Below are 20462 nucleotides of genomic sequence, written 5' to 3'. Positions count from 1 at the left end.
AGTAGCTGAGCGACAACGCAATCAATGCTTGTCGGCGACTCCTTCATAAAATGCGGCCGAGCGGACTTCGGTCTTTTCAAGGTTTGTTTTGTGTAGCCCCCAGAGCTCGTAGTTGACTTGAAAACAACGCTACTGCGCTCGTTACCGTCGCATTTTGGGGTAGCGAATACGAATAACCCTGAGTGCGCTCTAATAACTGATACAAGGTCGAAATATCGGTCGTCTCTTTCAGAACGCGGTTTCCTTCTGGATTGGAGAAGACAGCAAGGATTTTTCGTGGGTCGGTGCTCGGGGACGACAGTCGCCTGATAATCACTCGTGCGTATGGCTTGCCGCTTAGCATTGAATCGATTGTTGCCACCGCGTTAATCCACAGGGCATATCTGACGGAGTCCACCAAGCCAAAGCTGTCGATAGCCATGGGAAAACCTGGCTCGTGGTCAAGGAGTAGCCTCAAGACGTCTTCCTGGTGTGCACGGTTTAGTTGTCCAAGCAGTCTTGGAACGCCGAAGGTGGTGGCAAGTATTTCGTTCGCAAACTGGTTGTGCGCTTTCTCAAGCTCTCTCAACATCTCGGACTGGTCTGCAGGTGATGAAAGGCGTAGACCGTGCGCCAACTCGCCATAATAGGCGTCATCACCCAACACCTTTGCGGCATGCGCACGTTTCAGAACCTGGTAGCGATCAAGTGGATATCCCAGGCGTGAATATTCAAGTGCCGCTTCTCTTGCGATGCCTAAATCTGCTGAATCGACGAGTCCCTTGATATCATTCTCGATAAGCAGATTCTGCGGACTTCGGTCGCCGGGTGTGTACATGGACGCCAACACTCTTATCAACAATATCTTATCCTCCCGTCCCCGCGCTTTCGCCAAACTTGCCCTCACAGCTCGAAGATTCTCGTCATTCACCGGTAATTTCTTGTTCAAAACTCCGATTAGCAGCTGCTGTCCTTCCGAAGGGCTTGGGCGCGAGTTTTGATAGTGGCGAAATAAGTCGTTCGCGGACTTGTTCGACAATAAATCCGTGACGCCAGTTTGAGCAAAAGTTTGGGTCGAAAGACATGTTGACATTGCTGTCGCCCACATGGCGAAAGACTTCTTCCATACTTGAAAATGTGGTGTCATTTGGTCCTCTAGTCGCTAGCGATAAGCGGTCAGGCTTGCAAAAACTGTGTTTGGGGTTCTGATGTATGAGTTGGCGAGTGTCCTTATGAAATTTTCCCAATTAATCGCGCTCGTAGTTCGTGACGCGTATCGCCCAGGCATTGACATCGTTGCTACAACAAAACTGTCGCACCGAAAAGACCCCCGCACAGGCAGCGACCGAAATACGTCCCACGTGCCGGAATACCACGACGGTGACAAGGTATAGGTAGAACCTAGTTGTCGTTCAAGAAGCGCAAACCTGACCATGGCGGTACGCATCTGGAGTTGCTCGAAATCACGGCCGTCGTAAGAGCAGAATATCTGGTAGCAGCCAATTTCCGTAAAACCTGATGGAATATTGGCGGACGCGGTGCCCCAAAAATTATGTGTCGTGGATTTGAATTGATTTAAGGTGACTATGCGAATGCCGTTTTGGTCTTCGTCGTTAGTGACGGCCTCGATTACGTTTCCACCACCGTCAAACAGGCCGATATGACCAAGAAAGTCCCCGACTGCTACATCAAGGTCGCGGCCGACAACATCTGCCTGAAGTCGTGGATCCTTTGGTCCTGGCTCGGCCCCAATGTTCCACAGCGGTGTCCCGCCTGGGCTATAGACAACAAGATTGCCGTCGTCCTGTACTGCAAGGAATGATCCCGGATGACCCCATGTTCCGCTGTTCCATATGGGGCTCATTATTCCATTGTACTCTACGAAATTGCCGTCAGTTTGCATTGCCGCGAACCAACCGCCTTTTGCGAAGCGATAGCGTACAGTGCCGTCATTGCGATACATGACGAGGTTACCGTCTGCCTGCATTGTTAGGCTATATGTGCCAGCATAGGATCTTATTGATTGGCCCATATAGAGCTGTGTGCCCGGGCCAAGATAGTTTCCAGCTGAGCCCACTGAGCCCGCTGAGCAGATTGCTGCAAGCATTATTGATCTGAGTGCTACTAGAAAATTAGAAGTCTTTTCCTTTAGTGGCATTGTATATCCCCCCAGTTAGTTGCCAAACTGCCCTCAACACTCGATTGCCATGAAGCACTCATTCTTAGTTCGAATCGCATCGCGCTGGAGGTGTAACATAGCAAGCCGAAGCACGCCGGCATTTAACCTAACGAGGAGAACAAACGATCTGCTGCTGATTTTTGTCAGTTCAGCCTAAAATGGTGATTCGGAAAGGAAAATACTGGAGAACTTCGAAAACTGCAGCGGCTGCCATCACGATGGAGATGTACAGTTCGCGGGAATCGATAAAACCACAGGAAACGGACGCTATCTAACGACAGACCCGGCAAAAACGCATATCACCGGCAAGTGCTAGTTCGAGGGAGTCTGCTGTGCCCTTCTTACATCTGGTCCCGTCCGGCTGGGCACTCGGAAGCGGGCCGTGGGCCGGTACCGGGTAGGGACCGTAATCCCGATTGGGGCCGAGGGCGCCACAGCTTTTGGAGACGTGTTGTCTAGACGGAAGGTGAGTACGGCCACAAAGCCGACTGCAATGCTGATCATCGCAGCCACGACGCCGATTGTGGTCGCAATCATCCATTTGATCAGACTGTTGGCGACCTCGCTCAGGTCTGCCTTCGTGGCGTAGTTCGATCGAACCACGGACAGGTCTGTCTTGATGGCGGCGACGTCGTTTTCCAGTCGTTTGGTGAAGGCATTCACGGCTCCATCATAGGTCATCTGCTACCCTCCGCAAGTTTTCGCTTGGTTCCTAAATTGCGTGCGCTACCCCACAGAAACGGCGAAGTCACGGGTCTAAGCTGCGTGTATCTGAGTTGGAAAGGAGATCGCCATGCCTACCGGAGCCAGTCCGAAACGTGAACGCGAGTACAAGGAACTCGAGAACAAGTTTGAGAAGGAACACCGCTATCCCGGCCGCGAGAAGGAAGTGGCGGCGCGCATCGTGAACAAGCAGCGCGCCGAGCACGGCGAGACCAAGTCGTCCAAGTCGAAGTAGTTCCAGGGCGCCGGTATCGGCCGGCGCCTTTCCACCACGCCAGCAGACGTGCATATCGGTTAATATCGGACGATTCCATCCGATGCCGATTTGCCAATGACTCAAAGCTTTTTCCAGACCTTCATCCTGCTATTGCTGGTGACAGACCCGTTCGGCAACGTGCCGCTGTTCGTCAGCGCGCTGAACCCGGTCGCGCCCGCGCGCCGCTCGCGCATCGTGGTGCGCGAATGCGCGATCGCCTTCCTGCTCCTGCTGCTGTTCATGTTCTTCGGCCGCCACTTCCTGGCGGCACTGAACCTGACCGAAGTATCCTTGCGCATCGGCGGCAGCGTGATCCTGCTCCTGATCGCGATCCGCATGGTGTTCCCGCACCCGGATGGCGTGCTGGGCCGCACCGAAGGGGGCGAGCCGTTCATCGTGCCGCTGGCGATTCCCGCACTGGCCGGTCCCTCGGCGCTGGCCACCGTGCTGCTGTTCACCGCCAACTCCACCGAAGAAGTCGCGATTCACGTTGCCGCACTCGGTGCCGTTGCGGTGGTGTGGCTGGCCGTGTTCCTGAGCGCGGACCGCCTGCAGCGCCTGCTCGGCACCCAGGTGATGACCGCGTTCGAACGCCTGATGGGCCTGATCCTGACCGCGATGTCGGTCGAGATGCTGCTGGGCGGCGTGCGCGCCTTCGTCAAAACCTTGTAAACAGTATTGATGAAAACCTCGCTGCACGTGCCGACGGGCGAGCTGGCCGAGGCGGTGTTCGGTATCGCCTTCATGTCCACGCTGGACGAGCCGTGGCCGCCCGCGCAGCCGCGCCTGAACCGGTTCCCGGCCATGGTGTACTGCGGCGTGACGATGCTCACCGAGGGCCATGTGGCGGTGCTGGCCGACGACGACGGGGCGCTCAAGCCCATGCCGGACTGGATCGTGTTCGGTCCACGCACCCGGCCCGTCACCTCGGTCACGCTCGCCCCGCTGCGCTGCGTGTCCGTGATCTTCTACCCGGACGCGTTCGCGCTGCTGACCGGACAGGCGCCTGCGCGGCTGCAGGACCGGGACGAAGCCGCAGCGTCGTGGCTGCTTGAAGAATGGAACGACTGGCAGCCCGCATTGCGGGACAGGGCAGGGGACGAGGCTGCGCAAACGCAGTGGATCGAATCATGGCTGCTGCCGCGCTGGCTCGACGCGCGCCAGCGCTGGAACCGCACCCTCGGCGAAAGCCTGCGCCAGCTAACCCGGCGTGGGTTGGCTGCCACGGTGCGCACCCTTGGCGTGGGCGAGCGCCAGATGCAGCGGCAGTACCGCGCCCAGGTGGGGCTGACGCCGGCGCAGGCGCGCCGCCTGCAGCGCATGAACGAGGCCGTCTACGCGCTGCGCAGCGGCGCTGCCGAAGGGGACACGCTCGCCGCGCTCGCGGCCGAACTGGGCTACGCCGACCAGGCGCACATGGCGCGCGAGCTGCGCGCGCTGACCGGGCTGCCGCCATCGCGGCTGGAACAGCACATCGAATCGGATCCCGATTACTGGCCGTACCGCCTGTGACGCGCGGGCTCGCGAGCCCACCCTCACGCGCTACTCCCGTCAAGCGTCATTGGACTTTGGTCGCATTGCCGCCGTGGCCTCGCGATAAGACCATGTACCCGACATCCAGCGGCCCAGCCGCTGCGAGCACGGCACTTCCTTACCCCGACGTCGAGGTGACCAGATGGATCCAGGAACCCAGCTAGCGCGCAGCAATGATATCGGCATCAAGATCGGCCTGCTTTACCGCAAGCGCACCGAGACGGCGCTCAACGAATTCGGCGACCGCGTGCGCGCCGCTGTCGATGGCAAGGACGGCCGGGTGCCGGCGCTGCTGGCCGGCGTCGATCCGGCCAGCGCCTGGCAGTACGCCATCGACACCATGCAGCGCTCGATCCTGTTCTGGGACACGATGCGCCAGCGCGGCAACAACTTCGTCGAGCAGGCCATGCACGGCCTGCAGCCGATGCTGCACTTCCAGTTCGAGATGGTGCTGGACGGGCGCACCTTCGACCGCCCGGTCAACTACGCGCTGGTGCGCATCATTCCGCCGGAGGGCGTGACGGTCGATCCGCGCCGCCGGCCCTACCTCATCATTGACCCGCGCGCCGGCCATGGCCCCGGCATCGGCGGCTTCAAGGACGACTCCCAGGTCGGCGTCGCCCTGCGTGCCGGGCACCCGGTGTATTTCGTGATCTTCTTCCGCGACCCCGAGCCGGGCCAGACCCTGCTCGACGTGTGCGCCGCCGAGCAGCAGTTCGTGCGCAAGGTGCGCCAGCTGCACCCGGACAGCCCCAAGCCGGCCATCGTCGGCAACTGCCAGGGCGGCTGGGCCGCGATGATGCTGAGCTCATCGTCGCCGGAAGATACCGGCCCGATCCTGATCAACGGCGCGCCGATGTCGTACTGGGCCGGCGCCTGGAGCACGGGCGAGGGCGACAATCCAATGCGCTACACCGGCGGCATGCTGGGCGGCTCGTGGCTCGCGTCCTATACGGCCGACCAGGGAAACGGCATCTTCGACGGCGCCTGGCTGGTCTACAACTTCGAGAACCTGAACCCGGCCAATTCGCTGTGGGGCAAGTACCGCACGGTGTACGCCAACGTCGACACGGAGCCGCCGCGCTTCCTCGACTTTGAACGCTGGTGGGGCGGCTACTACCTGATGAACCGCGAGGAGATCGAGTTCATCACGAAGAACCTGTTCGTCGGGAACAAGCTGTGGTCGGGCGACGTGAAGTCGGCCGGCGGCAGCGCTTTCGACCTGCGCGACATCAAGGTGCCTATCGTGCTGTTCGCGTCGATGGGCGACAACATCACGCCGCCGCAGCAGGCCTTCAATTGGGTGGCCGACATCTACGGCAGCACCGACGAGATCAAGGCGCGCGGGCAGGTGATCGTCGGCCTCATGCACAAGAACATCGGCCACCTCGGCATTTTCGTGTCGGGCAAGGTCGCCAAGAAGGAGTACACCCAGCTGGTGTCGGTGCTGCAGACCATCGAGCGCATGCCGCCTGGCCTGTACGGCATGGACATCCTCGAGCACAAGGGCGAGGACGGCAAGGTCGAGTACGAGGTCGAGTTCCGCGAGCTGCGGCTGGAGGAGATCAACGCGCGCGTCAATCGCTTTTCGCGCGTGGACGAGCGCCCGTTCGAGGCGGTCGAGGCGGTGTCCGAATTCACCCAGCGCGCCTATGAGCTGTTCGCGCAGCCGGCCGTGCAGGCGCAGTCGTCCGACTGGAGCGCGCGGCTGCTGCGCCAGTTCCACCCGCTGCGCGTGCAGCACTGGGCCATGTCGGACCTGAACCCGTGGTTCGCCTGGCTCGGGCCGGCCGCGCAGGCTGTGCGCGAGCATCGCAAGCCGGTCGAGGCGGACAAGCCGGCGCGCCAGCTCGAGGAAATCGGCGCCGAGCTCGTGAGCGCCTCGCTCGAGCTGTACCGGGCGATGCGCGACGCCACCACCGAGGCCGCGTTCTTCGGGGTGTACGCCAACATGTTCGCGATGTACCTGGCCGACAAGCACAAGGCCGAGGCGGCGCGCATCAAGCCGGTGGTCGAGCCGCGCGACCTGCCATACGTGAAGGAGGCGCTCGCCTCGATCACGCAAGGCGGCTACGCCGAGGCCTTCGCCCGCGCCGGCGTGCTGCTGATGCGGCACGGCGAGCCGTTGCCGCTGTCGCGCCTGGAAACGATCGACGAACTGGCGCGCGATTACGCCGACTTCCTGCCCAAGGTTCCGCCCGAGCAGGCGCGCCGCACCCGGGGCGAGCAGGAGATCATCGCGCGCTACGAGCCGGAGCAGGCGCTGCTGTCGCTGCCGGCCCTGCTGAAGGACCCCGGCGACCGGACCCGGCTGCTCACGCTGCTCGACAAGCTGATCGCGGACCCGCGCGTGCAGGCGGTGCGGCCGAGCCAGGAGCAGGTTGCCATGCTCGAGCGGATCCGCTCCGTGCTGGGCGCGCGCCCGCCGGTGGAGCGGCGCATCCAGGCGGTGCGCTGAGCCGTTCGCCACAACCTCCTGAAAGGGAACGACATGGACAACAAACACGAGAAGTACCAGCGCCTGATCGACTACTGCCAGACGTTGCCGGCGCTGCCGACCGCCGTGGTGCACCCGTGCGACAAGAGTTCGCTTTGCGGCGCGGTCGAGGCCGCGCAACTGAACCTGATCGCGCCGATCCTGGTCGGTCCCGCCGAGCGCATCAAGGCGGTCGCCGGCGAATGCGGCGTGTCGCTGTCGGACTACCAGGTGGTGGACGCGCCGTACAGCGAAGCGGCCGCCGATTGCGCGGTGCAGCTGGTGCGCGAAGGGAAGGCCGAAGCGCTGATGAAGGGCAGCCTGCATACCGACGAGCTGATGGCCGCGGTGGTGCGGCGCGATGCAGGGCTGCGCACCGGCCGCCGGGTCAGCCACTGCTTCGTCATGGATGTGCCGGGCCATGAGAACGCCCTGATCATCACCGACGCCGCCGTGAACATTGCGCCCACCCTGGAAGAGAAAAAGGACATCCTGCAAAACGCGATCGACCTGGGGCATGCGCTGATGTTCCCCGAGGTGCGGGTGGCGATCCTGTCGGCGATGGAGACCGTGAACCCGAAGGTGCCTTCGACGATCGAGGCGGCGGCGCTGTGCAAGATGGTGGACCGCCACCAGGTGACCGGCGCCGTGGTCGACGGTCCGCTCGCGCTGGACAACGCCATCGACCCGGAGGCGGCGCGCATCAAGGGCATCGATTCGCCCGTGGCGGGCCGCGCCAACGTGCTGCTGGTGCCGGACCTGGAAGCCGGGAACATGCTGGCCAAGAGCCTGTCGTTCCTGGCCGGGGCAGACGCAGCCGGCATCGTGCTCGGCGCACGGGTGCCGGTCATCCTGACCAGCCGCGCCGACTCGACGATGACGCGGCGTGCCTCGTGCGCGGTCGCGGTGCTGGTGGCCAAACAGCGGCGCGAGGCCGGCAAGGCGATGGGGTGACGCGATGGCCGACATCATCCTGGTCGTGAACGCCGGCTCATCGAGCATCAAGTTCTGCGGCTACGAAGCCGTTGGCGCCGAGCCAAGGCCGCTGCTGAAAGGGCAGGTCGAAGGGCTGTTTACCGAACCGCACTTCAAGGTGGCCAACGCGGCCGGCGACCGTACCGAGGAGAACCGCTGGCCCTCCGGCACCGAGATCGGCCATGCCGGCGCGATCCGCTACATCGCCGAGTTCCTGCGCAATCATCGCGAAGGCCACCGCCTGGTGGCGGTCGGGCACCGGGTGGTGCACGGCGGCCTGGAATTCGACGCGCCCACCCTGGTCGATCACGCGGTGCTCGAGCGGCTGGCCACGTTGGTGCCGCTTGCGCCGCTGCACCAGCCGCACAATCTCGCGCCGATCCGCGTGCTGCTCGAGGCGCGGCCCGACGTGCCCCAGGTGGCCTGCTTCGACACGGCCTTCCATCGCAGCCAGCCCGAGGCCGCGCAGGCCTTCGCACTACCGCACGAGATCACCGCGCGCGGGGTGCGCCGCTATGGCTTTCACGGCCTGTCGTACGAGTACATTGCCAGCACACTGCCGCAGGTGGCGCCGCAAGCGGCGGCGGGCCGCACCGTGGTGGCGCACCTGGGCAACGGCGCCAGCATGTGCGCGCTCAAGGCCGGGCGCAGCGTGGCCAGCACGATGGGCTTCACCGCCGTGGACGGGCTGCCGATGGGCACGCGCTGCGGCAGCCTGGACCCGGGCGTGATCCTGTACCTGATCGACGCGCTGCAGATGAACGCGCGCACCGTGGAGGACCTGATCTACAAGCGCTCGGGCCTGCTGGGCGTGTCCGGCCTGTCCAGCGACATGCGGGTGCTGCTCCAGAGCGACGACGTGCGCGCGCGCTTTGCGGTGGAGCTGTTCATCTACCGCATCGCGCGCGAGCTCGGCTCGCTGGCCGCGGCGCTGGAAGGGCTCGATGCGCTGGTGTTCACAGCCGGGATCGGCGAGCACGCACCGCTGGTCCGCGACCGCGTGTGCCGCCTGGCCGGCTGGCTTGGCGTGGCGCTCGACCCTGCCGCCAACGCGGTGGACGGGCCGCGCATCAGCACGGGCGAGAGCCGCGTGTCCGCGTGGGTGGTGCCGACCAACGAGGAGCTGATGATCGCGCGGCATACGCTGGCCGCCACGGCGGGGCGGATATGAAGACCGTCGCGCTCGACAAAGCCGTTGCGCTCATTCCGGATGGCGCCAGCCTGATGGTGGGCGGCTTCATGGGCGTGGGCACGCCCGAGCGGCTGATGGATGAGCTGGTCCGGCAGGGCAAGCGCGGCCTGACCGTGATCGCCAACGACACCAGTTGCCCGGGGCGCGGCATCGGCAAGCTCGTCACCGCCGGCGCGGCGGACCAGTTCGTGGTCAGCCACATCGGCCTGAACCCCGAGACGCAGAGCAAGATGATCGCCAACGACATCAAGGTCGAACTGGTGCCGCAGGGGACGCTGATCGAGCGCATCCGCGCCGGCGGTTACGGCCTGGGCGGCATCCTGACCGCCACCGGCGTGGACACGCTGGCCGAGGAGGGCAAGCGCAAGATCGAACTGGATGGCCGGCAGTACCTGCTCGAGACGCCGATTCGCGCCGACTTCGCGCTGGTCGAGGCCTTCCTGTCGGACTATTACGGCAACCTGACCTATGCGTTCACGGCGCGTAACTTCAACCCGGTGATCGCGATGGCGGCCGACACGGTCATCGTCGACGCCGCCCATATCGTCCCGGTCGGGATGATTTCGCCCGACCACGTGGTCACGCCCGCGGTACTGGTCGACTACCTGGTCGCGCATTAAGGGAACCGCCATGGACGCACAGACCGTCATTGCCAAACGCATCGCACGCGAGCTTTCCGCCGGCATGCTGGTGAACCTGGGGATCGGCATTCCCACCGCGGTCGCCAACTACGTTCCCGCTGGCGTGCGCATCTACTTCCAGTCCGAGAATGGCCTGATCGGCACCGGACCGATTCCCGAGGAGGGGATGAGCCAACCCTACCTGACCGACGCCGCCGGCCAATACGTGAGCGCGCTGCCCGGCGCCTGCACCTTCGACAGCGCGATGTCGTTTGGCCTGATCCGCGGCGGCCACCTCGACGTCACCGTGCTCGGTGGCTTGCAGGTGGACGAGCAGGGGCACCTGGCCAACTGGATGATTCCCGGGAAGATGGTGCCCGGGATGGGCGGTGCGATGGACCTGGTCACCGGCGCGCGCCGGGTGATCGTGGCCATGCAGCACAGCGCCAAGGGCAAGCCCAAGATCGTGCGGCAGTGCACGCTGCCGCTGACGTCCGCGCGGCGCATCGACCTGGTCGTCACCGAGCTGGCCGTGATCTCGTTCGACGGCGGCATCCCGACCCTGCTCGAGACCGCGCCGGGCGTGAGCGTGCCGGAAGTGCTGGCCGCCACCGAGGCATCGCTGGTGGTGCCGGAGCAGGTCCCGCAAATGCAGATTGAAGGAGCGACATCATGACAAACGCAACCCCGCGCCCCATCCTCACGGGCGCCAAGGCGCTGGTGACGGGCATCGCCAACGAGCACTCGATCGCCTATGGCTGCGCCAGGGCGTTCCGCGAAGTAGGCGCCGAGCTCGCCGTCACCTACGTCAACGAGAAAACGCGCGGCTACGTGGAACCGCTGGCGCAGCAGATGGAGTCGAAGATCTTCATGCCACTGGACGTGGCCAAGGAAGACGAAATCGATGCCGTGTTCGACCGCATCGAAAAGGAATGGGGCAAGCTCGACATCTTCGTGCATTCATTGGCATGGGCGCCCAAGGACGACCTGCAGGGCGGCCTGCTGAACTGCTCGGCGCAGGGCTTCGCGCAGGCGATGGACGTGTCATGCCACTCGTTCATTCGCCTGGCCCGCCGCTGCGCGCCCTTGATGAAGGACGGCGGCGCCATGTTCACGATGACCTATTACGGCGCCGACAAGGTGGTCCCCAACTACAACGTGATGGGGCCGATCAAGGCGGCGCTGGAGGCGTCGGCGCGCTACCTCGCGTACGAGCTCGGGCCGAAGCACATCCGTGTGCACGCCATTTCGCCGGGACCGCTGCAGACGCGCGCCGCATCGGGCCTGAAGGACTTCGACCGCATGCTCAACGAGGCCGCCCAGCGCGCGCCGCTGGGCGAGCTGGTGGACATCATGGACGTCGGCTACACCTGCGCCTTCCTGGCCACACCGTTCGCCAAGCGGATGTCGGGCGAGACGCTGTACGTCGATGGCGGCGTGCACATCATGGCATGAGGCGATCATGGCCCAGCTCTGGATCGGCAACGTGGACGACAGCGCCACCGACGACGATATCCGCGACCTGCTGGTGCGCTACGGCTTTCCGGCGTTCGACGCGATCGAGCATGTCCCCGGCAGCGGCGTCCGGCCGGCGGTCCTGCTCACCTTTAACCAGGCGCCGCCGCAGGAGCTGCGCATGCTCGGCGACCGCATCCAGAACCTGTTCTGGAAGAACCGCAAGATCAACATACAGGTGATGTAGGGAGGCCGCCAATGGGGCTGCTCGACAAGATACTGCACGGTTCGCGCGAGCACGACGAGCAGCGCCGCATCGACGAGGGCGTGGCGCGCGTGCTCACGTTCTGCCCGCAGCTGCGCATGCTGCGCCAGGCCGAGGCGCGGCTTGCGCCCGCGGTTGCCATCGCGGTGCGCTACCTGGTTGGCCTGGCGCGCGAGGTGCCGCCGGTGCGCGAAGCGAGCGCGCAGGCGTGGGCGGGCGACCCCAGCATCCATGCGTTCTTCGCCTCGCCCGATGACATCGCGCCCGTCCTTTCGCGCTCGGAAGACCTGCGCGCGTTCTTTGACCATTCCCCCGGCCTGCCCGAGGCGTACGCCCTGCTCGGGATGGCGATGACCGAGAAGCACATACTTGGCGTCGCGCTGGAAGGCGAGACCATGCGCCGCGACGTGATCCAGGAGACGATCAGCTTCAGCGACCACCAGGTGCGCGTGTGCGGCCGCACCGAGCTGGAACTGAGACAGGAGATCGTGCGCCGCCTGGTAGACCAGCTGGCGCTGGAGGGCATGACGCGCTTTGCGGCCGACCAGGAGCGCCGCGGCGAGCTGGAAAAGGAACAGGCGTTGCTCAAGACGCGATTGCTGCTGCTCGAGCGCCAGGGCGTGGGGGTGCGCGCGGCGCTGGGCGACGAAGCGCGCGCCAGCGCGGCCCAATTGGAGCACCTGCGCCAGCAGATGGCCGACAACGGGCGCGAGCTGGAAGGGCTGGGCGTGCGTGCCGAAACGCTGGAGCGCCAGCTCGGGCACCTGTGCGCCGTGCTGGCCGAACCGGCGGCTCACATCTATGTCGAACGCAAGACCGTCCGCCTGAACAAGATGAACGTCGTGCTGTCCCATGACAGCGCCGAGGCGGGCGACGACATCACGTTCGAAGTGGCGCGCATACCGGCCAGTCCGCCGCGCAAGCGGGCGTTCGCGCTGGTGCGCTTCGCGCGCGGCGAGCTGCTGCCCGAGCAGAGCATGTTCGAGCGCGCGGCACGGCTGCTTGGCTGAAGCGCCGGTGCCGCCGCTCATCCGGCTAAGACCAAGGTCCAATTACCCGACAATCCCGACTGGCATACCTTGGACCCAACTTGCGGCCGCAAGCGGCCGACCTGCGCGCCCGTATGGCCGCGCCGCTGCGACGTCAACTCAATCGTTTGGCCAGGGGTATGCCATGACATGTCGATCGTTACCGCCGCCGTTTGCCGCCTGGCGCTGGCTGGCTGCCGTCGGCGCCGTTGCCGCCCTGCTGGACGGCTGCACCAGGCAGGAGGCGCAGCCGGCACCCGGTCCGCTGCAGGTCAGCGCGCTCACCGTCGAGCCGCGCGACACGCCGGTGCAGTTCGAATTCGTGGCGCAGACGCAAAGCTCGCGCGAGGTACAAATCCAGGCCCGGGTCGAAGGCTTCCTCGACCGCCGGCTCTACACGGAAGGCGACATGGTGCGCGCCGGCCAGCCGCTGTTCCAGATGGACAGGAAGCCGTTCGAGGCGGCGCTGCTGTCGGCGCAGGGGCAGCTCGAGCAGCAGAAGGCGCGCCACGCGGTGGCCAGCGCCAACCTGGCGCGCGTGCGCCCGCTGGCGGCCCGCAACGCGGTCAGCAAGAAGGAGCTGGACGACGCCATCGGCTTCGAGCGCGAGTCGCAGGCCGCGGTGCTGGCGGCCGAAGGCCAGGTGCGCCAGGCCAACCTCAACCTGGGCTACACCACGATCTACTCGCCGCTCAAGGGGCTGTCCAGCTTCGCCAAGCAGCAGGAGGGCAGCTACCTGACGGTGGGGCAGCAGGGCCTGTTGACGACGGTGTCGCAGATCGACCCGATCTGGGTCAACTTCAGTGTGTCCGAGAACCAGCAGCTGAGCTACCGCGACCAGATCGCCAAGGGCAAGCTCAGGTTTCCGGCCAACCTGCAATTCACGGTCGAGGTGGTGATGGCCGATGGCTCGATCTTTCCGCACCGCGGCCACATCAACTTTGCCGCGCCGTCCTTCGATCCGGCGACCGGCACCTTCCTGGTGCGCACCGAACTGCCGAATCCAGATGGGGTGCTGCGCCCGGGCCAGTTCGTGCGCGCCCGCGTGTATGGCTCGACCCGTCCGGCCGCGATCCGGATTCCGCAGCGCGCCGTGCAGCAGGGTGCGAAGGGGCACTACGTCTGGGTGGTCGGCAATGACGGCAAGGCCCGCCAGCGCGTGGTGGAGGTCGGCGACTGGTACGGCGACGAGTGGTTCATCAGCGACGGACTGAAGAGCGGCGAGCGGGTGGTGGTGGACGGCGCAGGACGCGTGGCGCCGAACGCGCCGCTGAAGGTGACCACGTTCGCGCCCGCGCCGGTGGTGGCCAGCACCGGCGCTGGCGCGCCGCAGCCGCGCTAGCGCCAGCCGGAGCCTTGACATGAACGTGTCCCGCTTCTGCATCGACCATCCGATCTTCGCCTCGGTGATCTCGATCATCATCACGCTTGCGGGCGCGGTGGCCATGGTCAAGTCGCCGGTCGCGCAGTACCCGGACATCACGCCGCCGCAGATCACGGTGTCCGCCACCTACCCGGGCGCGGACGCCAACGTGGTGGCGAACAACGTGGCCGCCCCGATCGAACAGCAGGTCAACGGCGCCGACAACATGATCTACATGAACTCGTCGAGCTCGTCGACCGGCAACCTGACCCTGAACGTGTTCTTCGAGATCGGCACCGACCCGGAACTGGCGCAGGTGGATGTGCAGAACCGGGTCAACCTGGCGCTGCCGCAGCTGCCCTCGGCCGTGACGGCGCAGGGCGTGCAGGTGCAGAAGAAGTCGTCGGCGTTCATGATGGTGATCGCGATCTATTCGCCCAGCGAGCGTTACGACCCGGTGTACGTGGCCAACTACGCCAACATCTACGTGCTGGACGCCTTGAAGCGCATCCCGGGCGCCAACCAGACCGCGATCTTCGGCACGCCCGACTACGCGATGCGCATCTGGCTCAAGCCCGACCGCATGGCGCAGCTGGGCGTGACCGCGGCCGAGGTGCAGAACGCGGTCGCGGCCCAGAACCAGCAGTACGCGGTGGGTCGGCTGGGCCAGTCCCCGACCGGCAAGCCGGTCGAGCAGTCGTTCACCGTCACCACCGCCGGGCGCATGACCGACCCGGCCCAGTTCGACAACATCATCATCCGCGCCGCCAGCGGCGGCGCCGCCATCGTGCGCCTGAAGGATATCGGCCACGCCGAGCTGGGCCAGAAGGACTACTCGATCCGCGGCACTTACCAGGGCAAGCCGGCCACGATGATGGCGGTGTACCAGCAACCGGGCGCCAACGCGCTGGACGTCTCCAACCAGGTCAAGGCGACGCTGGCCCAGATGAAGAAGGAGTTCCCCGAGGGGATCGAATACAAGGTGGTGATGGACACCACCAACTTCACGCGCGCCTCGATCCACGACGTGGTCAAGACTTTCTTCGAGGCGGTGATCCTGGTGGTGCTGGTGGTCTACCTGTTCCTGCAGAGCCTGCGGGCGACGCTGATCCCGGTGCTGGCGGTGCCGGTGTCGATCGTCGGCACCTTCATCGGCATGCAGGCGCTGGGCTTTTCGATCAACATGCTCACGCTGTTCGGCATGGTGCTGGCGATCGGCATCGTGGTCGATGATGCGATCGTGGTGATCGAAAACGTCGAGCGCAACATGACAGTGCACAAGCTCGACCCGAAAGAAGCGGCCCGGCGCGCAATGGACGAGGTAGCCGGCCCGGTGGTGGCGATCGTGCTGGTGCTGTGCGCGGTGTTCGTGCCGGTCGCCTTCCTGGGCGGGATTACCGGGCAGTTGTACAAGCAGTTCGCCATCACGATCGCGATTTCGGTGGTGATCTCGGGCCTGGTCGCGCTTACGCTGTCGCCGGCGCTGGCGGCGCTGCTGCTCAAGCCGGCGCATGGCAAGAAGAACTGGTTCTTCCGCTGGTTCGAGCGCAGCTTCGAGCGCATGACCGAGGGCTACGCGCGCGGTGTCGCCTTCATGATCAAGCGTTCGGTGCTCGCCTTGCTGCTGTTTGCAGGCATGATCGCGCTGTCCGTGGTAATGATCAAGAAAGTGCCAACGGCCTTCCTGCCGCCCGAGGACCAGGGCTATTTGCTTGGCGCGGTCATCATGCCCGACGCGGCCAGCCTGGACCGCACCGGCGCGGTTGGCAAGCGGGTGTCTGACTACTTCGTCACGAACCCGGCGGTGGCGGGCGTGGCCGTGATCGACGGCTACAGCCTGCTCGACAACCAGAACAAGAACAACGCCGGCACCTTCTTCGTCGGGTTCAAGGACTTCGACGAGCGCTACTCCAGCGAAAACATCCGCAGCCAGAACGCGAAAGCGGTGCTGCTGCAGGCCTACAAGGCGCTGGGCAACGACCCGCGCGGCGTGATCCTGCCGGTGAACCCGCCGTCGATCCCGGGCCTGGGCACCACCGGCGGCCTGGAGGTCTGGGTGCAGAGCAAGGGCGACAAGAACGTGCAGCAGATGGCCGCCTCCGTGGCCGACTACCTGGCCAAGGCCAAGGCGGCGCCGGAGCTGGCGCGCGTGACGGCGACCTTCAACGCCAACTCGCAGCAGCTGATGGTGGACGTGGACCGCGACAAGGCCGAAACGCTCGGGGTGCCGGTGGAAGACGTGTACGGCACGCTGCAGACGATGTTCGGCTCGCTGTACGTGTCGCAGTTCATCAAGAGCAGCCGCCTGTGGCAGGTGATCCTGCAGGCCGAGCCGGGCTACCGGCTGCAGCCGGAAGACCTCGAACGCCTGTACGTGCGCAACAAGGACGGCAAGATGCTGCCGCTGTCCTCGATCGTGACCAGCCGCTACGTGACCGGGCCCGACCTCATGACCCGCTTTAACAACTTCCCGGCCGTGAAGATCACCGCCAACGCCGCGCCCGGCTACAGCTCGGGCCAGGCCATCGCCGCGCTCGAGCGCATCGGCGCGCAGGCGCTGCCGTCCGACTTCGGGCTGGCCTGGAGCGGCGAAGCGTTCGAGGAGAAGCAGGCCGGCAGCACCTCGACCTCGGTGTTCGCGTTCGGTCTGGTGATGGTGTTCCTGATCCTGGCGGCGCAGTACGAGAAATGGTCGCTGCCGGTCGGCGTGCTGATGGCGGTGCCGTTCGCGCTGTTCGGCGCGCTGGTGGCGGTGATGCTGCGCGCTCTGAACAACGACGTGTACTTCCAGATCGGCCTGACGATGCTGATCGCGCTGGCGGCCAAGAACGCGATCCTGATCTTCGAGTTCGCGGTGCTCAACCGGGAGCAGGGCAAGTCGTTCTACGACGCGGCCATGACCGCCGCGCGCGAGCGGCTGCGCCCGATCGTGATGACATCGATCGCGTTCATCCTTGGCTGCGTGCCGTTGGCGATCGCGACCGGCGCGTCGGCCAACAGTCGCATTTCGATCGGCACCGGCGTGATCGGCGGGATGCTGGCGGCCACCGTGATCGCGGTCTATTTCATCCCGATGTTCTACTACGTGATCGAGAGCACGGTGGAGCGTTTCGGCCGCAGGAAAGCGCCGCCGGGCGAGTCCGGCGAACGCCTGCCCGCGCCGGGCGGGATTGCCGGGCACGTGCCGCACGCGCCGCATGAAGGAGACTAACAATGCGAAAAGCCCTGGTGCTGGCCACGGCCGTAACCGTCATGTCCGGTTGCGTCGTCGGCCCCGACTACCGCCGCCCGGCGGTGGACGCGCCGGCCGCGTTCCGGTTCGAGATCCGCGCTGCGAGGGACATGGCCAATACCGCCTGGTGGCGCCAGTTCAACGATCCGCAGCTGGACCAGTTGATCGTCATCGCGCTCAATGAGAACAAGGACGTCAAGATCGCCGCCGCGCGGATCGACCAGTTCCTCGGCCAGTACGTCAGCACGCGCTCGGTCCTGTTCCCGCAGGTGGGCGCGCAGCTGAACGGGCAGCGCCAGCGCTTGCCGCCGTCCGAACGGGCGCTCACGCCCGGGGCGATCGGCTCGGTCATCGAGACCTACGACGCGGCGCTGTCGCTGAACTGGGAGATCGACGTGTTCGGCAAGCGCCGGCGCCAGACCGAGGCCGCGCGCGCCAACGTGCTGGCCAGCGAAGAGGGGCGGCGCGCGACCATCCTGACCCTGGTGTCGTCGGTGGCGTCGTCGTACATCACGCTGCGCGAGCTCAATCGCCAGCTCGAAATTGCGCAGGACACCGTGGCATCGCGCCGCGCGTCCTACCTGCTGTTCAAGGACCGCTTCGAGGGCGGCACCGTGTCCGAGCTGGAGCTGGCCCAGACCAAGTCGGACTACGAGGCCTCGCTGGTCACCATCCCGCAGATCCAGGCCCAGATCGGCCAGGCCGAGGACGCGCTGTCGGTGCTGTTGGGCCGCAATCCCGGCCCCATCGAGGGAGGCCTCAAGCTGGCGGCCATGCAGTTGCCGGCCGTGCCCGCGGGGCTGCCGTCGCAGCTGATCGAGCGGCGCCCGGACCTGCGCCAGGCCGAACAACGACTGGTCGCGGCCAACGCCCAGATCGGCGCGGCGCGCGCGCAATACTTCCCGACCATCTCGCTCACGGGCCTGTTCGGCGCCGTCAGCAACGAGTTCTCCGGCCTGTTCAAGGGCGCGAACAAGGCCTGGGCGTTCGGCGCCGCGGCCACCGCGCCGATCTTCACCGCCGGCGGTATCGCGGGCAGCGTGCAGACCGCCGAGGGCCAGCAGCGCGAGGCCTTGCTGACCTACCAGCAGGCGATCCAGACCGCGTTCCGGGAGGTGTCCGATTCGCTGGTGTCGCACACCAAGGCGCGCGAGCAGCTCGCCTACCAGGAACAGCAGGTGGCCACGCTGCGCCGCTACCTGGAGCTGGCACGGCTGCGTTACGACAACGGCTACACCAGTTATATCGAAGTGCTCGACGCCGAGCGCAACCTGTACAGCGCCGAGGTGGCGTATTCCCAAACCCAGGGCAACGTGTTCGTCTCGCTGGTGAACCTGTACAAGGCGATGGGCGGCGGCTGGGTGACCGAGGCCGAGCGGATGGTGGCAACGCCGCTGGCGCAACAATGAGGAGAAGACGATGAGACGAGTGAATCTTGCAGCCGGTGCGATGGCGGTGGCGGCGGCCGCGGCGCTGGCAGGCACCGCCGGGCAGGTGCCGCAGCCGCCGGCTGCTGCGCCCGCGCCAACGGCGGGGCCGCCCGCCGCGCAAACCGAAAGCCAGCTGCGGGCCAAGCAGATCCTGCAGCGCATGGCCACGTTCCTGGCCGCAGCGCCGCGCTTTTCTGTGACAGTGAGCAACAATTACGACGTGCTGCAGGCATCCGGCCAGAAGATCGAGTTCGGCGAGCGGCGCCAGCTCGTGGTGCAGCGGCCCGACCGCCTGCGCGTGGAGGCCCTGCGCAGCGACGGTGCCCGCACCTCGGCAGTGTTCACCGGCACCGAGATGGTGCTGATCGATGCGACGCGCAAAGTGTATGCCAGCGCGCCGCAGTCCGCTGGCCTGGACGAGTCCATCGTGCACTTCGTGAGCGACCTTGGCATCCGGGTGCCGCTCGCAATGCTGCTGCTCACCCGCCTTCCGGTGGAGCTGGAGCGGCGCGTGCGCAGCATCGATTACGTCGAGCACACCGACCTGTTCGGGGTGCCCGCGCACCACCTGGCCGCGCGCGGCGACACGGTGGACTTCCAGGTCTGGGTGCGTGACGACGCGCAGCCGCTGCCGCTGCGCGTGGTGCTGACCTACAAGGAGGAGCCGGGGCAGCCCGAGTTTCGCGCGCAGTTCAGTGACTGGAACCTGAATCCGACAATCACCGCTGCGACGTTCCAGCCGGCGTTCCCCGCCGGCGCGCAGAAGGTATTGTTCGAAGCCCAGCTGGCTGCGGCGCGCGCGGCCGGGAAGGGCCGCTAGCAATGACGCGGGAGGGTGGCATGAATACGATGATGAAACGATCGGGGCGGGCGCGCTGGGCGCTGCTCGCATGTGTGGCGCTGTTCGGGCTGTCCGAGCTGGCGCAGGCCCAGCGTGGCGGCGGTCGCGGTGGCGGCGGTGGGGGGGGGCGTGGCGCGGCCGGCGGCGGCGGGGGCGGCGGCTTCTCCCGTTCCGGGCCGGCCGCCAGCGGCGGGTTCGGATCGGGTCACGCCCCGTCCTCCGCCCAGCGCTCGGGACAGGGCGGCGGCGGGCGCCAGCAAGCGGCCAGCGCCGGCGGGACCGGACAGCGGCAGCAGAACGCATCGCAAGCGCAGGCACAACGGCAGCAGAGCGCGTCGCAATCGCAGGCCAACCGGCAGCAGAGCGCATCGCAATCGCAGGCCAACCGCCAGCAGAGCGCATCGCAATCGCAGGCCAACCGGCAGCAGAGCGCCTCGCAGGCGCAGGCCAACCGGCAGCAGAGCGCCTCGCAGGCACAGTCCAACCGGCAAGCGGCGTACGGTGACTATCACTACGGTGGCTGCCACGATTGCGACGACTGGGACAGCGGCTCGGCGGCAGCCGGCTTTGTGGCCGGCGCCGTGGTGGGAGGCGCGGCTGTCGCTGCCACCACCCCGTCCACCACCACGGTCGTGGCCGCCGCGCCGGTGACGGCGGCGCCGCCATGCAGCGTGGCGCCCACCTCGGTCAACGGGGCGACATACTACAACTGTGGATCGACGTGGTACGCCGCGGGTTACGGCAACAACGGCGTGGTGTACGTGCCGGTGGCGCCGCCGCGCTGAGCGCGCGGTCGTGCAGGAAACACCAGGCACCTCGTCCCCGCGCAGGCGGGGACCCATGCCGGCCTTGCCTCGAGATTGCAGCGCGCCGGGCGGCTGCCCAAGCGGCCTTTGAATCCCCGCCTGCGCGGGG

Annotated in this window: 19 protein-coding genes; 16 read left to right on the top strand and 3 right to left on the bottom strand. The window is 65.8% G+C overall.

Going from position 1 to position 20462, the window contains the following annotated elements; all coding sequences use genetic code 11:
• Nucleotides 1-76: 76 nt before the first annotated feature.
• The 3 genes from NX774_RS04105 to NX774_RS04095 all read right to left on the bottom strand — a co-directional run bounded on the left by NX774_RS04105 (nt 77) and on the right by NX774_RS04095 (nt 2839).
• Nucleotides 77-1126 (bottom strand): hypothetical protein, encoded by a 1050-nt coding sequence (locus NX774_RS04105; protein WP_258820883.1) that lies wholly within the window; start codon nt 1124-1126, stop codon nt 77-79.
• Nucleotides 1127-1141: 15 nt separating this feature from the next.
• The gene (locus NX774_RS04100) at nt 1142-1942 is read right to left on the bottom strand and encodes a hypothetical protein (RefSeq protein WP_258820882.1); all 801 of its coding nucleotides are present in this window, start codon (nt 1940-1942) and stop codon (nt 1142-1144) included.
• 528 nt (nt 1943-2470) lie between these two features.
• Nucleotides 2471-2839, bottom strand: a complete 369-nt coding sequence (locus tag NX774_RS04095; protein ID WP_258820881.1) for a hypothetical protein — start codon at nt 2837-2839, stop codon at nt 2471-2473.
• A gap of 112 nt (nt 2840-2951) precedes the next feature.
• Between NX774_RS04095 and NX774_RS04090 the strand changes: the two genes are divergently transcribed.
• The 16 genes from NX774_RS04090 to NX774_RS04015 all read left to right on the top strand — a co-directional run bounded on the left by NX774_RS04090 (nt 2952) and on the right by NX774_RS04015 (nt 20332).
• Nucleotides 2952-3116, top strand: coding sequence for a hypothetical protein (locus NX774_RS04090; protein WP_258820880.1), 165 nt, complete (start codon nt 2952-2954; stop codon nt 3114-3116).
• A 96-nt stretch (nt 3117-3212) separates the two neighbouring features.
• Nucleotides 3213-3809 carry a MarC family protein gene (locus tag NX774_RS04085; RefSeq protein WP_258820879.1) on the top strand — a complete coding sequence of 199 codons (597 nt, stop codon included), beginning with the start codon at nt 3213-3215 and terminating at the stop codon, nt 3807-3809.
• Between the two features lie 9 nt (nt 3810-3818).
• On the top strand, nt 3819-4649 hold the full coding sequence (locus NX774_RS04080; RefSeq protein ID WP_258820878.1) for an AraC family transcriptional regulator: 831 nt from the start codon (nt 3819-3821) through the stop codon (nt 4647-4649).
• A 163-nt stretch (nt 4650-4812) separates the two neighbouring features.
• Entirely contained in the window at nt 4813-7128 is a 2316-nt protein-coding gene (locus tag NX774_RS04075) for a DUF3141 domain-containing protein (RefSeq protein ID WP_258820877.1), read from the top strand.
• Nucleotides 7129-7161: 33 nt separating this feature from the next.
• Nucleotides 7162-8100, top strand: a complete 939-nt coding sequence (locus tag NX774_RS04070) for a phosphate acetyltransferase (protein WP_258820876.1) — start codon at nt 7162-7164, stop codon at nt 8098-8100.
• 4 nt (nt 8101-8104) lie between these two features.
• Nucleotides 8105-9292 (top strand): acetate/propionate family kinase, encoded by a 1188-nt coding sequence (locus NX774_RS04065; RefSeq protein WP_258820875.1) that lies wholly within the window; start codon nt 8105-8107, stop codon nt 9290-9292.
• Nucleotides 9289-9933 (top strand): 3-oxoacid CoA-transferase subunit A, encoded by a 645-nt coding sequence (locus tag NX774_RS04060; RefSeq protein ID WP_258820874.1) that lies wholly within the window; start codon nt 9289-9291, stop codon nt 9931-9933. The genes NX774_RS04065 and NX774_RS04060 overlap by 4 nt, the downstream gene beginning before the upstream one ends.
• A gap of 10 nt (nt 9934-9943) precedes the next feature.
• Complete coding sequence (locus NX774_RS04055; RefSeq protein ID WP_258820873.1) at nt 9944-10609, top strand: 3-oxoacid CoA-transferase subunit B; 666 nt, start codon at nt 9944-9946, stop codon at nt 10607-10609.
• Nucleotides 10606-11388 carry an enoyl-ACP reductase FabI gene (fabI, locus tag NX774_RS04050; protein WP_258820872.1) on the top strand — a complete coding sequence of 261 codons (783 nt, stop codon included), beginning with the start codon at nt 10606-10608 and terminating at the stop codon, nt 11386-11388. Before NX774_RS04055 ends, fabI begins: the two co-directional genes overlap by 4 nt.
• 7 nt (nt 11389-11395) lie before the next feature.
• The gene (locus tag NX774_RS04045; RefSeq protein ID WP_258820871.1) at nt 11396-11635 is read left to right on the top strand and encodes an RNA recognition motif domain-containing protein; all 240 of its coding nucleotides are present in this window, start codon (nt 11396-11398) and stop codon (nt 11633-11635) included.
• Nucleotides 11636-11646: 11 nt separating this feature from the next.
• Nucleotides 11647-12663, top strand: a complete 1017-nt coding sequence (locus tag NX774_RS04040) for a hypothetical protein (protein ID WP_258820870.1) — start codon at nt 11647-11649, stop codon at nt 12661-12663.
• A 163-nt stretch (nt 12664-12826) separates the two neighbouring features.
• Nucleotides 12827-14023 (top strand): efflux RND transporter periplasmic adaptor subunit, encoded by a 1197-nt coding sequence (locus tag NX774_RS04035; protein WP_258820869.1) that lies wholly within the window; start codon nt 12827-12829, stop codon nt 14021-14023.
• Nucleotides 14024-14042: 19 nt separating this feature from the next.
• Entirely contained in the window at nt 14043-17255 is a 3213-nt protein-coding gene (locus NX774_RS04030) for an efflux RND transporter permease subunit (RefSeq protein ID WP_258820868.1), read from the top strand.
• 2 nt (nt 17256-17257) lie between these two features.
• On the top strand, nt 17258-18685 hold the full coding sequence (locus tag NX774_RS04025; RefSeq protein WP_258820867.1) for an efflux transporter outer membrane subunit: 1428 nt from the start codon (nt 17258-17260) through the stop codon (nt 18683-18685).
• Between the two features lie 10 nt (nt 18686-18695).
• Complete coding sequence (locus NX774_RS04020; RefSeq protein WP_258820866.1) at nt 18696-19526, top strand: DUF2092 domain-containing protein; 831 nt, start codon at nt 18696-18698, stop codon at nt 19524-19526.
• A 20-nt stretch (nt 19527-19546) separates the two neighbouring features.
• Nucleotides 19547-20332 carry a hypothetical protein gene (locus tag NX774_RS04015; RefSeq protein WP_258820865.1) on the top strand — a complete coding sequence of 262 codons (786 nt, stop codon included), beginning with the start codon at nt 19547-19549 and terminating at the stop codon, nt 20330-20332.
• Nucleotides 20333-20462 lie beyond the last annotated feature (130 nt).

This window comes from Massilia agilis (assembly GCF_024756255.1).
Taxonomy (GTDB): domain Bacteria; phylum Pseudomonadota; class Gammaproteobacteria; order Burkholderiales; family Burkholderiaceae_D; genus Telluria; species Telluria agilis.
The sequence above is the reverse complement of the archived record's forward strand: the minus strand, read 5'-3'. Positions and strand labels throughout refer to the sequence as shown.

What these genes read in the sequence shown, in the direction of transcription:
- NX774_RS04105 (WP_258820883.1), bottom strand. Translation starts at nt 1,126, where the DNA reads ATGACACCACATTTTCAAGTATGGAAGAAGTCTTTCGCCATGTGGGCG.
- NX774_RS04100 (WP_258820882.1), bottom strand. Translation starts at nt 1,942, where the DNA reads ATGTATCGCAATGACGGCACTGTACGCTATCGCTTCGCAAAAGGCGGT.
- NX774_RS04095 (WP_258820881.1), bottom strand. Translation starts at nt 2,839, where the DNA reads ATGACCTATGATGGAGCCGTGAATGCCTTCACCAAACGACTGGAAAAC.
- NX774_RS04090 (WP_258820880.1), top strand. Translation starts at nt 2,952, where the DNA reads ATGCCTACCGGAGCCAGTCCGAAACGTGAACGCGAGTACAAGGAACTC.
- NX774_RS04085 (WP_258820879.1), top strand. Translation starts at nt 3,213, where the DNA reads ATGACTCAAAGCTTTTTCCAGACCTTCATCCTGCTATTGCTGGTGACA.
- NX774_RS04080 (WP_258820878.1), top strand. Translation starts at nt 3,819, where the DNA reads ATGAAAACCTCGCTGCACGTGCCGACGGGCGAGCTGGCCGAGGCGGTG.
- NX774_RS04075 (WP_258820877.1), top strand. Translation starts at nt 4,813, where the DNA reads ATGGATCCAGGAACCCAGCTAGCGCGCAGCAATGATATCGGCATCAAG.
- NX774_RS04070 (WP_258820876.1), top strand. Translation starts at nt 7,162, where the DNA reads ATGGACAACAAACACGAGAAGTACCAGCGCCTGATCGACTACTGCCAG.
- NX774_RS04065 (WP_258820875.1), top strand. Translation starts at nt 8,105, where the DNA reads ATGGCCGACATCATCCTGGTCGTGAACGCCGGCTCATCGAGCATCAAG.
- NX774_RS04060 (WP_258820874.1), top strand. Translation starts at nt 9,289, where the DNA reads ATGAAGACCGTCGCGCTCGACAAAGCCGTTGCGCTCATTCCGGATGGC.
- NX774_RS04055 (WP_258820873.1), top strand. Translation starts at nt 9,944, where the DNA reads ATGGACGCACAGACCGTCATTGCCAAACGCATCGCACGCGAGCTTTCC.
- fabI (WP_258820872.1), top strand. Translation starts at nt 10,606, where the DNA reads ATGACAAACGCAACCCCGCGCCCCATCCTCACGGGCGCCAAGGCGCTG.
- NX774_RS04045 (WP_258820871.1), top strand. Translation starts at nt 11,396, where the DNA reads ATGGCCCAGCTCTGGATCGGCAACGTGGACGACAGCGCCACCGACGAC.
- NX774_RS04040 (WP_258820870.1), top strand. Translation starts at nt 11,647, where the DNA reads ATGGGGCTGCTCGACAAGATACTGCACGGTTCGCGCGAGCACGACGAG.
- NX774_RS04035 (WP_258820869.1), top strand. Translation starts at nt 12,827, where the DNA reads ATGACATGTCGATCGTTACCGCCGCCGTTTGCCGCCTGGCGCTGGCTG.
- NX774_RS04030 (WP_258820868.1), top strand. Translation starts at nt 14,043, where the DNA reads ATGAACGTGTCCCGCTTCTGCATCGACCATCCGATCTTCGCCTCGGTG.
- NX774_RS04025 (WP_258820867.1), top strand. Translation starts at nt 17,258, where the DNA reads ATGCGAAAAGCCCTGGTGCTGGCCACGGCCGTAACCGTCATGTCCGGT.
- NX774_RS04020 (WP_258820866.1), top strand. Translation starts at nt 18,696, where the DNA reads ATGAGACGAGTGAATCTTGCAGCCGGTGCGATGGCGGTGGCGGCGGCC.
- NX774_RS04015 (WP_258820865.1), top strand. Translation starts at nt 19,547, where the DNA reads ATGAATACGATGATGAAACGATCGGGGCGGGCGCGCTGGGCGCTGCTC.